This is a genomic window from Methanolacinia petrolearia DSM 11571 (assembly GCF_000147875.1).
GTDB lineage: Archaea > Halobacteriota > Methanomicrobia > Methanomicrobiales > Methanomicrobiaceae > Methanolacinia > Methanolacinia petrolearia.
Window position 1 is genome coordinate 727260 of sequence record NC_014507.1, and the last position, 14648, is coordinate 741907.

13 protein-coding genes, 1 tRNA gene and 1 rRNA gene are annotated in these 14648 nt (G+C 51.1%); 11 read left to right on the forward strand and 4 right to left on the reverse strand.

What is annotated here, in order from left to right; genetic code table 11:
• The first annotated feature begins 3 nt into the window (after window positions 1-3).
• From cofG to cofC, 6 genes are all read left to right on the forward strand, one after another.
• Window positions 4-993: a 7,8-didemethyl-8-hydroxy-5-deazariboflavin synthase subunit CofG gene (gene cofG, locus MPET_RS03605; RefSeq protein WP_013328666.1), complete on the forward strand. Its 990-nt coding sequence runs from the start codon at window positions 4-6 to the stop codon at window positions 991-993.
• Between the two features lie 18 nt (window positions 994-1011).
• Window positions 1012-1734, forward strand: a complete 723-nt coding sequence (gene purC / locus MPET_RS03610; RefSeq protein WP_013328667.1) for a phosphoribosylaminoimidazolesuccinocarboxamide synthase — start codon at window positions 1012-1014, stop codon at window positions 1732-1734.
• Window positions 1735-1742: 8 nt separating this feature from the next.
• On the forward strand, window positions 1743-1991 hold the full coding sequence (purS, locus tag MPET_RS03615) for a phosphoribosylformylglycinamidine synthase subunit PurS (protein WP_013328668.1): 249 nt from the start codon (window positions 1743-1745) through the stop codon (window positions 1989-1991).
• 4 nt (window positions 1992-1995) lie between these two features.
• Window positions 1996-2691 carry a phosphoribosylformylglycinamidine synthase subunit PurQ gene (gene purQ, locus MPET_RS03620; protein WP_013328669.1) on the forward strand — a complete coding sequence of 232 codons (696 nt, stop codon included), beginning with the start codon at window positions 1996-1998 and terminating at the stop codon, window positions 2689-2691.
• 21 nt (window positions 2692-2712) lie between these two features.
• Complete coding sequence (locus tag MPET_RS03625) at window positions 2713-3012, forward strand: ferredoxin-thioredoxin reductase catalytic domain-containing protein (protein ID WP_013328670.1); 300 nt, start codon at window positions 2713-2715, stop codon at window positions 3010-3012.
• 93 nt (window positions 3013-3105) lie between these two features.
• Window positions 3106-3744 carry a 2-phospho-L-lactate guanylyltransferase gene (gene cofC / locus MPET_RS03630; protein WP_013328671.1) on the forward strand — a complete coding sequence of 213 codons (639 nt, stop codon included), beginning with the start codon at window positions 3106-3108 and terminating at the stop codon, window positions 3742-3744.
• Here the strand turns inward: cofC and cofE are convergent.
• Genes cofE through glyA form a run of 4 tightly spaced genes read right to left on the reverse strand, consistent with a single transcriptional unit; the run spans window position 3670 to window position 7370 of the window.
• A complete protein-coding gene (cofE, locus tag MPET_RS03635) occupies window positions 3670-4470 on the reverse strand; it encodes a coenzyme F420-0:L-glutamate ligase (RefSeq protein WP_013328672.1) in 801 nt (266 codons plus the stop codon). The two genes, cofC and cofE, sit on opposite strands and share 75 nt — an antisense overlap.
• Window positions 4470-5279, reverse strand: a complete 810-nt coding sequence (folP, locus tag MPET_RS03640; RefSeq protein WP_013328673.1) for a dihydropteroate synthase — start codon at window positions 5277-5279, stop codon at window positions 4470-4472. Before folP ends, cofE begins: the two co-directional genes overlap by 1 nt.
• The gene (gene folD, locus MPET_RS03645; RefSeq protein ID WP_013328674.1) at window positions 5266-6102 is read right to left on the reverse strand and encodes a bifunctional methylenetetrahydrofolate dehydrogenase/methenyltetrahydrofolate cyclohydrolase FolD; all 837 of its coding nucleotides are present in this window, start codon (window positions 6100-6102) and stop codon (window positions 5266-5268) included. The genes folP and folD overlap by 14 nt, the downstream gene beginning before the upstream one ends.
• Window positions 6099-7370 carry a serine hydroxymethyltransferase gene (glyA, locus tag MPET_RS03650; protein WP_013328675.1) on the reverse strand — a complete coding sequence of 424 codons (1272 nt, stop codon included), beginning with the start codon at window positions 7368-7370 and terminating at the stop codon, window positions 6099-6101. Before glyA ends, folD begins: the two co-directional genes overlap by 4 nt.
• A 244-nt stretch (window positions 7371-7614) precedes the next feature.
• On the opposite strand from glyA, the gene MPET_RS03655 reads away from it, so the two are divergent.
• The 5 genes from MPET_RS03655 (at window position 7615) to MPET_RS03675 (ending at window position 14514) form a co-directional block, all read left to right on the forward strand.
• The gene (locus MPET_RS03655) at window positions 7615-8178 is read left to right on the forward strand and encodes a hypothetical protein (RefSeq protein ID WP_013328676.1); all 564 of its coding nucleotides are present in this window, start codon (window positions 7615-7617) and stop codon (window positions 8176-8178) included.
• Between the two features lie 53 nt (window positions 8179-8231).
• On the forward strand, window positions 8232-11672 hold the full coding sequence (smc, locus tag MPET_RS03660; protein WP_013328677.1) for a chromosome segregation protein SMC: 3441 nt from the start codon (window positions 8232-8234) through the stop codon (window positions 11670-11672).
• Window positions 11665-12390 (forward strand): segregation/condensation protein A, encoded by a 726-nt coding sequence (locus MPET_RS03665; protein ID WP_013328678.1) that lies wholly within the window; start codon window positions 11665-11667, stop codon window positions 12388-12390. The genes smc and MPET_RS03665 overlap by 8 nt, the downstream gene beginning before the upstream one ends.
• A 508-nt stretch (window positions 12391-12898) precedes the next feature.
• Window positions 12899-14366, forward strand: a 16S ribosomal RNA gene (locus MPET_RS03670).
• A 75-nt stretch (window positions 14367-14441) separates the two neighbouring features.
• Window positions 14442-14514 (forward strand) — tRNA-Ala (locus MPET_RS03675).
• Window positions 14515-14648: the final 134 nt, after the last annotated feature.

Below are 14648 nucleotides of genomic sequence, written 5' to 3' on the forward strand. Positions count from 1 at the left end.
TTTATGCAGCAGAGGGAGATCACCTACTCGCGCAATGTATTTTTACCCCTGACCAATGTGTGCAGGAACAGGTGCGGCTACTGCATCTTCAGGACTCCCGTAGGGCCGGACTGTGTCATGCCCCGCGAAGAGGCGGAAGGCATAATCGGGGCCGGTGCCGCTGCGGGATGTACAGAGGCCCTTTTTACTTTCGGTGAAAAACCTGAAGAGGAGATCGGTTTTTCCGGATACATCGAAAAAACCGGATATTCTACAATTCTCGATTACTGCTACGACATGTGTGAGTTTTCCATTTCCTCCGGGATGCTGCCGCATACCAATGCGGGGATTCTCGATTACAATGAGCTTGATGTGCTTAAGGAAGTCAACGCTAGCATGGGCCTCATGCTCGAGACGACCGCTGAGATCCCCGCCCACAGGAACTCTCCCGGCAAGAAGCCGGAGGTGAGGATCACGATGATGGAGGATGCGGGGAAGCTCCGGATACCCTTTACGACGGGAATTCTCGTGGGAATCGGCGAGACCGCCGCGGATCGCGAGGAGTCCTTTGAAGTCATCCGTGATCTCCACAAGCGTTATGGGCATATCCAGGAGGTCATCGTCCAGAACTTTTGCCCGAAGGACGGGACCGATATGAAGGACTATCCTACTGTGGGAAGAGAGGAGTTCTGTTCGGCGATATCATCCGCACGGGAGATCCTGCCTGCCGATATATCCGTTCAGATCCCCCCTAACCTTGCGGATGCGCAGTATTTCATCGGGTGCGGTGTCAACGATCTCGGCGGCGTTTCCCCTGTAACGATCGATTATGTCAACCCCGAGCACCCATGGCCCGCAATCGACGAACTGAAGGCTACAGTCGGGGATCACGTGCTGAAAGAGAGGTTGTGCATATACCAGAGGTACATCGATAAAGGCTGGTTTCCGGAGAGGCTTAAGTGCCTTATTGAAAAACTTAATGATGATATCGGAAAGAGAAATGAGCAACAATAATTCAAGGGCATAACTAACATGGCGAAAAAAGAACTGCTTTATGAAGGAAAAGCAAAATCCGTCTACGGGACCGACAATCCGGATGAACTGATTGCCGTATTCAGGGACGACATCACCGCGTTCAACGGTGAAAAGAAGGACCAGTTTTCAGGCAAAGGCGTCTATAATGCAACCGTCTCGGCATTCTTCTTTAGCATGCTCGAGGAGAAGGGAATTAAGACGCATTTTATAGGAATGATCGATGAGAGAACGATGCTGGTCTCGAAACTGAAGATGATCCCCCTTGAGGTCATCGGAAGGAACAGGGCAGCTGGCTCACTCGTGAAAAAATTCCCGTTCGAAAACGGGCAGGTCCTAAATCCGCCGCTGGTCGTTACGGATTACAAGAACGATGAACGCGGAGACCCTCCCATCTGCGACGATATCATATATGCCCTCGGTCTCCTGACACCCGAAGAGCTGAAAGAAGTCCGCGAGATGGCACTGAAGATCAATAAGATACTCTTCGAATTCTTCGACAAACTTGGCCTTGTATTCGTCGACTTCAAGATCGAATTCGGCAGGCTCGGGGACGAGATCGTCCTCGGGGACGAGATCAGCATGGACTCGATGCGTCTCTGGGATAAGGAAACCGGCGAGTCTTTTGACAAGGATGTCTACAGGTTCGGAAAAGGGGATGTCATGTCCGCATACGGTCGTGTCGTCGAAAAGATTGAGGAATGGAAGAGACAAAATATTTAGGTGGATCCATGAAGTTCAGCTTGAAGATTACAATCTCGTTAAAAAAAGGGATGCTCGATCCCGAGGCGCTTGCAATTAAACACGCACTTGACAATCTCAGCTTTAATGTAGAGTCGCTCGGCACGGCAAGGGTGTTCTTTATCGAAGTCGACGAAAGCAGTGAGGATGCTGCAAGGCAGAAGGGGCAGGATATGTGCGATCGCCTCCTTGCAAACCCGGTAATCCACAGCTACGAGATCGAGGTATCAGGGGTTTAAAATAATGAGATTTGCCGTAATCAGGTTCGGCGGAAGCAACTGCGACCTGGATGCTGTTCATGTGCTGCAGGATGTATGCGGGATCGATACCGATCCGGTCTGGTATAAGGAAGGCCTTGCCCGCAAATACGATGCGATACTGATCCCAGGCGGCTTCAGCTATGGGGATTATCTCCGTGCAGGGGCGATCGCCACAAGGACCCCGATAATGAAGGACGTGATCAGGCACGCGGATGCGGGCGGACTGGTAATCGGCATATGCAACGGCGCCCAGATCTCCGCCGAGAGCAGGCTGGTCCCGGGTGTTTTTACGATAAACGAGTACCCGAAGTTTATCTGTGAAAAGGCCTATCTGAAAGTGGAGAACAATACGTCGCCTTTTACAAGCCTCTACGAGGAGGGGGAAGTCATCAGCATCCCGATCGCCCACAAGGAAGGGCGGTACGTTGCGGACGATGACACGCTCACAAGGCTCGAGAAGGAGAACAGGATTGCATTCAGGTTCTGCGATTCGAAGGGGAATGTTACTCCTGAAGCAAATCCTAACGGTGCGGCAGGGAATATCACCGGGATTCTCGGGGAGAAGGGAAACGTTCTTGCAATGATGCCTCACCCCGAGAGGGCGTCGGAGGAGATCCTCGGTTCGACTGACGGAAAGAAGATCTTCGATTCGATGATATCCTACATAGAATCCTGTTAGAGAATAATTCGGAGCAAAAGAATGGCAAACGATGAAATATCACAGGAAGAGATCGAGGCGTTGTCCGGGGAGATCGAGGAGTGGGCGGAGTCTTATGCCGATGAAAGCGGCTATAAGCTGAACAAGGACGAGCAACAGAAAAAGGCGGTTCTTAAAGGACTTGCGAGGAACAAACTGAAGTTCGGTGAGAGGTACTGCCCGTGCAGGATAAGATCCGGCGATCCCGAGAAGGACAAAGAGATTATCTGCCCGTGCATATTCCATAAGGACGAGGTTGAAAAAGACGGCAACTGTCACTGCAACCTCTTCTTTGATAAATAATTCGGGAAATAAACGAATGGAATCGAAAGGAAATCTTTTGAAAAAAATCCTTTTGAAACAATTTTTTATCGATAACGTACAACGGTTTTCATAATGGTTATTGCTGTAATTCCGTTCAGGCCGGAAAATCCGAAGACGAGACTTTCGTGTGTCCTGGATCAGGCGGAGCGTGAGAAGTTCGCCCTGATGATGCTCAGGGACGTCGTCGAAAAGACCACACTTGCAGGCTGCAGCACAATACTGCTATCGACGGAGAAATATCATGTTGACGGAGCGTCCACAGTCGTCAAAGAGCTCGGCTTAAACGAAGCCCTGAACGAATTTCTTTCCGAAACCGATGAACCCATACTGATAATAATGTCGGACATCCCGCTCGTCACTCTTGAAAACATTGAATCAATACTTTCTGTCGAATCGGACTGCGCAATAGTCCCGGGTCGGGGAGGGGGAACGAATACGATATTCATAAAGGAGCCGTCCAGGTTCAGGGTCGATTTTTACGGTGCAAGCTTCCTCGATCACATGAATATTGCAAAGGAGGCAGGTCTCAGCGTCGAGGTGATCGATACGTTCCGCATGTCGACGGATATAGATGAAAAAGAGGACCTTGTCGAGATTCTCCTGCACGGAAACGGGGAGAGCCGCCGGTACCTGGAATCACTCGGTTTTACGATCTCTGTCAATAAGGGCAGGGTTGGAGTTCATCGCGACTCCCATGAAGAGGCACTCTGAAGGTTCGATCGAACCGACACCGGAGCTTCCTTTTGAGATATATTTGGAAAGGCCCCTTATTATCGCAACAGGAGTGCACTCGTCTGATTCTCCCATTACCAGTTCAGCGGCTGACGCAAGGTTGTCGCCGACTGCAAGTCTCGTTACTTCAAGTTCGTGCCCGAAGAGATCCTTTTTTCCTCTTTCATCTGTAATTGCTGAGACACCGTAGCAGCCTATTGCGACTCCGGAGCACCCAAGGCGCATTGCGTGCGTCCTTGAATCTATTACCAGAACTCCGGTCTCTTTTCCGGTCTTTTCCAGGATCTTATCATGGATTCTCTTTGCACTTTCATCCGGATCTTTCGGGAGGGTTACCACGCAGCCCGGCGGTGCGTTCGAACCGTCGACGCCTGCATTAGGAAGAAGAGTCCCGCTTTTAAGGCTTAACAGGAACCCGGGGATACCGCCCGCGATGCTGTCGCTTTCTGAGATTACGATCTCGGCGAGCCTTGCATCGATCTTATACATCCGTTCATATTCGTACGCCTTTTCTGAGGGGGTCACATCTGAAAGCCTGACTATTGCATCTTCCGTCGTTGCAAGCCCGCTCTCGGCAATGGCAATAATATCTCCGTCTAAGATGCCTCCGGCCTGGCTGGATTCATCGATTATTATTTCGGCCATATCGTCGCCGGGGATCAATATCTTCGTTTTTATACCAAAAACCTGAAAAGAACTGCCCATTATAACCTGTTTAACTTTTCAAATACTCTGATTAAATCTTTTGTATCGGAAACGTCGTGAGCCCTGACGATCGCCGCTCCTGTCTCCAGGAGGCTGTAGGTTACGGCAAGAGTTCCGGGGAGTCTTCCTTCGGGAGGGGCATTTACCAGGTCTCCGATAAATGTCTTCCTCGAAACCGCTGCAAGAAGGGGGTAGCCGAATGCGTTCAGCTCGTCAAAACGCCTGACGATCTCCCAGTCGTCCTCGGATGTCCTTTCCGGTGTCCATCGTCCCACTGCCGGGTCAAGGATGATCTCGTCGATCCCGTTTTCCCTGGCCCGGTTCAATACTACATTAAGTGCGTCGCATATTGCATCAAAACCCTTCGGGTCGCCGGGCAGATCGTATGATGCCATAAGGACGGCGGGAAGGCCCGAGTCCCCGGCAACCTTTGCGAACTTCTCGTTTGCAAGCCCGTGGATGTCGTTGATGCAGCTTATATCGTATTTAAGGCATGTCTCAAGCACTTCAGGATACATCGTATCCACCGAGACGGGGATGCCGCTGCCGGAAAATTCCGAGAGTGCGGTCTTCATCCGCTCCGACTCTTCTGCCAGGGAGATCGGTGCCGAAAGAGGGGCCGTGCTTCTCGCACCGATATCGATTATGTCGGCACCTTTCTCGACGAGAAGCGCCGCCTGTTCATATACACCTTCGGGCCTTGTATAAGAACCGGAAAAAAAGGATTCGGGGCTACAGTTGACAACACCCATTATTCTTACGGGATTGTCTCCCCCAACGGTTATTTTATCTATATTACAGGTTCGCATGTCTTCTGGCCGATTCCAGAGTGTTTTCCATGAGCGTCGCGATGGTCATGGGCCCGACTCCGCCGGGAACGGGAGTTATTGCCGAAGCGATTGGTTCGACCTTCTCGAAGTCCACGTCGCCGCAGAGCTTCCCGTTTTCGTCATGGTTTGTGCCTACGTCGATTACGACCGCACCCTTCTTAACCATCTCAGGCCCGACGAATCTCGCCCGGCCAATGGCAGATATGAGAATGTCGGCCTTTGAAGTCTCTTCTGCAAGATTTTGCGTCTTCGAATGGCATACCGTGACCGTTGCATCGGCATTGATCAGGAGTGCGGCCATAGGTCTTCCGACATCCACCGATCTTCCTATGACAACCGCCTTCTTTCCGGCCGGGTCTATCTCGTACTCCCTGAGGATGGTCATGATTCCGCCCGGAGTGCATGGCACGAAGTCCGGCCTTCCGCTGAAAAGCCTGCCGTTGTTTAACGGGTGAAAGCCGTCCACGTCCTTCTCAGGAATCACAGATTCGATGACCTTCTCGGTATCGATTCCCCTGGGAAGGGGGAGTTGGACGAGTATCCCGTGCACCGCAGGGTCTTTGTTGAGTTTTTCAACGGCGTTTATGACATCCTCAGTCATGGAGTCCCCCGGAAGCTCGACTCCCACGGACCTGATGCCGACTTTTCCGCAGGCGTTGTGCTTCATCCTGACGTACAGCTGCGAGGCCGGGTCTTCTCCGACGATCACGGTTGCAAGACAGGGTTTCAGGTCCGTCTTTTCGATCTCCGATTTTACGATCGCGAGTCTCTTTTCCGAGAGCTCTTTTCCGTTCAGTATCATGAGACTTCAGGATATAACGTATATTTTGAGGCGAAGGCTTCCACTTCCTTCTTAACCTCGCTGATCTCGGCCTTGGAGTTCTTGTTCTTGCATACGTCCTTGAGAACCCTTGCAATCCAGTGCCCGATCTGCTTCATCTCGTCTTCTTTCATTCCGCGTGACGTTACTGCGGGCGTTCCGATACGAAGGCCGGATGTCACGAACGGGCTGAGCTTCTCTCTCGGGATTGTATTCTTGTTTACCGTTATGCCTGCCTCTCCGAGATATGTCTCGGCTTCGAGACCCGTGAGGTGGTCGCCGTTTGTGCTCAGGTTCGTCAGGTCGAGAAGAATCAGGTGGTTGTCGGTTCCGCCGGATACGAGGTCGAGACCTTCTTCAATGAGGACTTCGGCCATCGCCTTCGAGTTCTTGACGATCTGCTTTGCATATTCCTTAAATGAAGGCTGAAGAGCCTCGTGGAAGCAAACCGCTTTTCCTGCGATTACATGCATGAGAGGCCCTCCCTGCATTCCGGGGAATACGGACTTGTCGATTGCCTGTGCGTTCTCTTCTCCGCACATTATCGCACCTCCTCTCGGTCCGCGAAGCGTCTTGTGCGTGGTTGTTGTTGTTATATCGACTACTCCTACTGATGTAGGGTGGGCGCCTCCTGCAACAAGACCTGCGATGTGTGCGATATCGGCCATACAGTATGCACCAACTTCTTCCGCGATCTCCTTGAATGCCTTGAAATCGATAATCCTTGGGTAGGCACTTGCACCGCAGACGATCATCTTCGGCTTCTCTTTCCTTGCCTGGTCAGCAATCTGGGCATAGTCGAGCGTTTCGGTCTCGGAGTCCACGCCGTAATGCGATACGCTGTACCATTTCCCTGTAATATTTACCGGTGAGCCGTGCGAAAGATGTCCGCCCTGCGAGAGGTCCTGGCTCATCATGAGATCCTTATGCTGCATGAATGCGAAATAAACCGCCTGGTTCGCCTGGCTTCCCGAAACAGCCTGGACGTTCGCATGCTCTGCGCCGAAGAGTTCGCACAGCCTGTCGCGTGCGAGGTTCTCGACCATGTCGTGGAATTCACAGCCGCCGTAGTATCTTTTGCCGGGGTATCCTTCGGCATATTTGTTTGTCATTATCGAGCCTACGGCTTCCAGAACGGCTTTGCTTACAACATTTTCCGATGCGATCAGTTCAAGGCCGTTAATCTGACGCATTCTCTCTTTTTCAATCAGATTGAATATTTCCGGATCTGTATCTGACAGGTAGGACATATGCAAAAGTGTTTGACCTGAAGAGATTATATTGTTTCTACACCGGATGCGGGTTATGTTTGTATTGCGGAGATGTGATTGCGTTTTTCAGGTTCCCTGATGATTAGTCTGCAGGATGCGCATATCCGGCATAAGTCTTCAGGTGGATACGCTCCGGCAACTGTTAAATAAGATGTGATTCTTTTTTTATGCCAAATATTATTAAAGTTATAAGATTACCTTTATTTAACCCGGGGAATTCCAGATGTCAGATATGAATTCGGATGCAAAAGTCAGGGATCTTGAGCATGTGCTCGAGGAAAAGGAGCGGGAGATTCAGATGCTGAGAGACAGTATACATGAGTATAATGAAAGAAATCCTGTTGGCGAAGAGAGGATCAAGAGTATTGAAAAGCGGATAAATGAGATCGACGGACTTATGAAAGGCCTTATGGAAGAGATGCTTGATGTCAAGGCATGCCTCCAGAAGATCTCGAAATCGATAGATGAAGATTCGGTTAATGTCCCCAAGAGGACTCCAAGGGAGTCCAGGAGATATCCTCCGGTCGTATCTCCTTCGGCAAACGCAGAAAGAAAGGCAGCAGTTGCAGAAGCGGCGGCCCCGCCGGCTCCTAAAGAAAAAAAGATGATCATACAGCCGGACGGGACTATGCAGCCCGAAGAACGGTCCGGGGAAGAGATGATTGTTGCCGATCACAGGAATTCGGGAAGATCTGCAGGGAGAAGGGGCGACCCGAAAGAGTCGAAGCCTCTTATATATGCAGATGACGACGATTCGATAGAGATCAAAAGAAAGAGCAGCAGATAATAGGCGTTAATTTTGGGTAAATATCCCTAACAGCCCCTGAGGAGTAGCGGTCTTTGTATATTACCGAACTGGAGATTGATAATTTCAAGTCTTTTGCAAAAAAGACTAAAATACCTTTTTATGAAGGTTTCACTGTCATTTCCGGGCCAAATGGTTCCGGGAAGAGCAACATTATAGACAGTATTCTCTTTTGTCTTGCACTCTCAAGTGCCCGCGGTCTCAGGGCCGAAAAACTTACCGATTTAATCAACTTAAATTCCGGGAAAAATACTGCGGAGGTTTCAATAACTTTTTCAGACGGAACCAAGGTCCGCAGAAAGATAAAGAGAACTCCCCACGGTTATTACAGCTATAATTATCTCGACGATCGGGGCTGTAAACAGGGCGATATAGTCGATCTTCTCTCGAGGCACGGTATAAAATCCGAGGGTTATAATGTCGTAATGCAGGGCGACATAACACGGATTACGGAGATGAGCGACGTTGAAAGGCGGAAGATCATAGACGAGATCGCCGGTGTTGCCGAATTCGACAAAAAAAGAGACCAGGCCTTATCCGAGCTTGAGATTGTCAGGGAGAGGATCGAGAGAGAAGAACTTCTCCTCGCAGAACTCGAGAGAAGGCTTAAGGATCTTGAAAAAGAGAGAGCACAGGCTGTAAAATATCGCGAATGGAGTGAAAAACTAGAATATTTCCGTTCCTGCCACTCATTTGCAAAACTTAAAGAGAAGAAGAACGAGCTTGGTGCGATCAGGGAGTTGATCCTCTCGCAGAAAGAGGAGATAGAGAAGATCAACTCCAAAAAAGTTACCGAAGAGGAGAAGATCGAAGAGCTTCGCAAAAATGTGCTGGAGCTCGAGAAGGAGATCAACGAGAAGAGCGGGAAGGAGTATCTCGAGCTCCTCTCCGAGATCGAGTCCGCAAAAGGGCGGATATCGGTGTCAGAGCAGACGATCGTCCGCCTTCAGCAGAGTATAGAATCCAATAAAGAGACCGTCCAGCGTGTCTTTATGGACAAAAAGAGGGCCGAGTCAAGGGTGCAGGAATGTTCCGACAGCCTGCGGAGCATGTCCATAGACCGGTCGAATCTCTCGATGGAGGTCTCGGGCCTCAGGGCCGATCTCGAGGATGTCCAGGCAAAACTCCAGAAGGAGAGCAGTGCGCTGGAAGGGGCGAAGGAGAAGCTCTTCGAGCTGATGGACGGCCTTGAGAAGAAGAAAGGCGAGAGATCGGAATTTCTCAACCAGCAGGATGTCCTCATCGAAAAGAGCAGGATGCGTACGGATGAAAAGGAGCGCCTTTCTTCAAGAATTGCCCTGATCGACCAGGAGTTTGCCGACAAGTCCTCGCTTTGCGTGGAGTACAGGTCTGAGCTGAAGAAACTGGAGGACCAGAAGAAAACCATCGATGCCGGCCTGTCCAAAGCAGAGGTTGAACTGTTTGAAAACCGCAGCGCCCTGGAAAAAATACGCAACGAGATCCGGGGGCTTGAAAGGGATCTCATGCGGCTTGAGGCCCAGCAGCAGGCGTCGGGAGGCCCCGGAGGAAATGCCCTCGATGCTGTCCTTGGGATGGATGGGGTTATAGGGACAGTCGCCCAGCTTGGAAAGGCGCCCGCCGAATATGCTGCCGCTCTCGACATAGCTGCAGGCGGGAGACTGCGGAATGTAGTTGTGGAAAATGACGCCGTTGCCGCGGATGCGATTCGCTTTTTGAAAGAAAGACGTCTCGGCAGAATGACGTTCCTTCCATTAAACAAGCTCCGGGCGCCGGAGAGCTATCCTTCTCTTGACAAGAATGTCATCAACTATGCAGTGAATCTCCTGGATTATGATTCCCGGTATGATGTTGTCTTCCGCCATGTCTTCGGCACTACGGTTGTCGTTGATAAGATGGACACTGCAAGGAAGATGATCGGAAGATACCGGATGGTCACCCTCGACGGAGATCTTGTCGAGAAGGCCGGCGCGATGACGGGCGGTTCTCAGCAGAAGAGGATCTCCGGGTTCGGGGTTGCTGCCGACGAGGAGATCAAAAAGCTGGTCGGCGCTATATCCGGGCTTCGTGTCCAGGAGGCCGATCTCGCATCCGCGGTTGAGAGATTCACTGCCGAAGTGGATGAAAGCCGTGCGAAGAGATCAACTTTCGACGAACAAATGTCCCGCTTCAGGATGCTCAGTGAAGAGTACGGGAGGATGATCGAGAACCTGGAGGACGAGAAGAACGGGGTCCTGAGGCGCCAGGAGGAGATCCAGGGCGAGGTCAGCGGTGCGGGAGAGAAGCTTGCCGAGATAGAGGGCCTGGTCGAGAATATCTCGAACGAGATCCAGCAGATCCAGGACGAATACAATCAGCTGAGAAAGAGGCACGACGATACGGATCTCCCTGCACTCACTGAAAGCTACGAGCAGCTGAAAAAGAGATATGAGGAGGCCGACAGGCGTCTGCGGAATAAGGACTCCGATATCTCCGATCTGCAGAGGGAGAGGCAGCATTTCCAGAAACGCGTGGAGGAGCTGGATCTCGACAGGGAAAAGCTCGAGACCGGAATCAGTTCGTTCGAGGAGGAGATCTCTTCATGCAGGCAGGCTATAGAGGAGAACAAGGAGATTATCGAGGATCTCGAAGACAAGAGGATGAACTTTTCCGAGGAACTCAACGCCCTGCACGAGAAGAGAGACGACCTCAACGAGAAGATCCTCGGGGTCGAGAAGATCGTCATTACGTTCGAGGCGGAGGTGGAGAGAAAGGATCTCCAGATCCACTCCCTGGGCGAGAAGGAGAAAGAGGTTCTGCAGAATATTGACGAACTCTCCGAAGCTGCAGGCGATTTTGAAACGGATCTCTCCTTAAAGGAGATCGAAGAAGGTCTGGATGAGTCGGAATCTGCCCTTAGGAAGATCGGGGCCGTCAACATGCTTGCCATTGAAGAGTACGATCGTGTTGCCGGAAGGGTTGAGGAGAGGTCTTCCAAGAAGGCCGTTCTCTCGAACGAAAGGACCAAGATCATAGAACGTATCGAGCATTACGAGAAACTGAAGTTTGATTCGTTTATGGAGGCCTACAGTGCAATCGATACGAACTTCAGGAAAATATTTGCACGGCTTACCGAAGGTTCCGGCAATCTCGTCCTTGAAAATGAAGACGATCCGTTCTCCGGCGGAATGACGTTCGCGGTTCAGCCGAGGGGTAAGAAGGTCCACCTGCTTTCGGCACTATCCGGCGGAGAAAAATCCCTTACAACTCTCGCGTTTATCTTTTCGATACAGCAGTATATGCCCGCACCTTTCTATGCGCTTGATGAGGTCGATATGATGCTTGACGGCTCGAATGTCGAGCGTGTGTCGAAGATGATCGGCGAGCTCTCTGCAAACGCCCAGACGATATGCGTTTCGCTCAGGAAACCGACTGTCGAGCGGGCCGACAGGATTATAGGGGTTACAATCCGGCCGGACAAGTCAACATACGTCACCGGTGTAAAGAATAATGGATGAGGAGCCTGTCGAAATTCTGGTCCGGATGGCCGAATCCGGTGAGATCGATCCCTGGAACATAGATATAGTCGAAGTCACGGATCGTTTTTTATCCGAGCTTGAACGGATGCAGAAGCTGGATCTGCGTATATCCGGCCGTACTCTCTTTTTTGCGTCGACCCTTCTCAGGATGAAGTCGGAGTACCTGGATGAGCCCGAAGTCTCCGGGTCGGAACAGGAGGGCGATTATTACGAAGACGATTATGGGTTTGACGAGGAGGGAGAGTATTCGTTCGGGGATGTTGCAGAGCCGATAGACAGGCTTGAACGCGAGATCCAGAGGAGGATCAAGAGGAAGAAGCAGAGGAAGAGGCCGGTCACCCTCTTCGAACTTATCAAAGAGCTGAAGACTGCCGAAAAGATGCAGCGTCGGAGGCAGAGGAGAAGGCCGTCTCCTGAGTTGGAATTCTTCTTCGAGGCCGAGGATATCGTCAGTGTCGCTCACGAGGAGGATTTTGAGGACATCGCGGATAAGATCTATTCATGTTTCGAGGATATGGAGGCGAAATCCGGCGAAGTAACGCTTTCTGCTGTCTGCGACGAACTCCGGAAAGATGTACGCACGATTTACATCCCGCTTCTGTTTCTGATGCTTGAGCAGAAGATAATCCTGAAACAAAAGGAATTTTTTGGGGAAATTTATCTTATACGGTGGCAAATCGATTTTTCTGATGATTGAAGTTTTATAGTGCCGCGGATCCAATTTTTCTTTCAATAATTTCCTGTAATGTTTGGTGTTGAATTGCGCGTTTTCGATAAATGTTCTAAAAAAATCAGGGATTTTGTATTTTTCTCGTTGAAGGTTGTTGCAGATCCCATGCAAATCCGGTAATTTTCAACAACCTTTATATGTTGCAACTGATAACATTGTAAGGCTGAAGTGGTGTGTAAGAAAAGGGCTCTGAGAGCTCTTTTCGAGAAACGCGACCACTAGATAGCTTTAACGGATAACAGAGGATCGGTTTTGTATGAACCGTTCTGTTGCCTTACGGAAACAAGAAAGACATGGTTTATATGCCATGAACTCTAATATTGTTTCCGCGATTGTTTGATGGGGAGCCGAGATGTGCGCGAGTGGGCGCATCGGTTCTGACGTTGGCACAAGTGATGCGGAAATCTGTTTAATAACCGCTAATCTCCTTTAAAAGTTACATAACCGATAGTGTGCTTAGTACTGAAAAAAAATAATTCTGGTTGATCCTGCCAGAGGTCACTGCTATCGGGGTTCGATTAAGCCATGCGAGTCGAGAGGGTTTAGACCCTCGGCGGACTGCTCAGTAACACGTGGATAACCTGCCCTAAGGTGGAGGATAACCCCGGGAAACTGGGGATAATACTCCATAGGCTAGGGATACTGGAATGTTTCCTAGCCAAAAGTTCCGGCGCCTTAGGATGGATCTGCGGCCGATTAGGTAGTTGTTGGGGTAACGGCCCAACAAGCCTGTAATCGGTACGGGTTGTGGGAGCAAGAGCCCGGAGATGGAATCTGAGACACGATTCCAGGCCCTACGGGGCGCAGCAGGCGCGAAAACTTTACAATGCAGGAAACTGTGATAAGGGAACCCCGAGTGCTCGTACACGCGAGCTGTCCAGGTGTGCAAAAAGCATCTGAAGAAAGGGCCGGGCAAGACCGGTGCCAGCCGCCGCGGTAATACCGGCGGCTCGAGTGGTGACCACTATTATTGGGCTTAAAGCGTTCGTAGCTGGACTCTTAAGTCTCTTGGGAAATCCGCCGGCTCAACCGGCGGGCGTCCAAGAGATACTGAGTGTCTAGGAACCGGAAGAGGTAAGAGGTACTTCGGGGGTAGGAGTGAAATCCTGTAATCCTCGAGGGACCACCGATGGCGAAGGCATCTTACCAGGACGGCTTCGACAGTGAGGAACGAAAGCTGGGGGAGCGAACCGGATTAGATACCCGGGTAGTCCCAGCCGTAAACGATGCGCGTTAGGTGTACTGGTGACCACGAGTCACCTGGGTGCCGAAGGGAAACCGTGAAACGTGCCGCCTGGGAAGTACGGTCGCAAGGCTGAAACTTAAAGGAATTGGCGGGGGAGCACCACAACGGGTGGAGCCTGCGGTTTAATTGGACTCAACGCCGGGAAGCTCACCGGATAGGACAGCGGAATGATAACCGGGCTGAAGACTCTGTTTGACCAGCTGAGAGGAGGTGCATGGCCGTCGTCAGTTCGTACTGTGAAGCATCCTGTTTAGTCAGGCAACGAGCGAGACCCACGCCAACAGTTGCCAGCATGTTCTCCGGAATGATGGGGACACTGTTGGGACCGCCTCTGCTAAAGGGGAGGAAGGAATGGGCAACGGTAGGTCAGCATGCCCCGAATTATCCGGGCTACACGCGGGCTACAATGGTCGGGACAATGAGCAACGACACTGAGAAGTGTAGTCAATCTCCTAAACCCGTCCCAAGTTCGGATTGTGGGCTGTAACTCGCCCACATGAAGCTGGAATCCGTAGTAATCGCGTTTCAAAATAGCGCGGTGAATGCGTCCCTGCTCCTTGCACACACCGCCCGTCAAACCACCCGAGTGAGGTTTGGATGAGGCTGTGGTTTTTGCCGCAGTCGAATCTAGGTTTTGCAAGGGGGGTTAAGTCGTAACAAGGTAGCCGTAGGGGAATCTGCGGCTGGATCACCTCCTAACGAAATAAGGGTTTAAGTAGCGGTTGTTAAACAGACTGTAAAATCACTTGTGTCAGCAAGCAATAATCGAGGCGGGCTTATAGCTCAGCTGGAAGAGCGCGGCCTTTGCAAGGCCGAGGCCGGGGGTTCAAATCCCCCTGAGTCCATCCGTTGAAGAACAACGGTTTTCGATGCACCCGGAGATGCGAGTCACCGGGGAAGGGCTGAGAGTCATGGCGACGCGTGACCCTTTGAAGCCGTGTATAGGTGTGCACAAAGGACGTTAAATGGATTTTAGCGG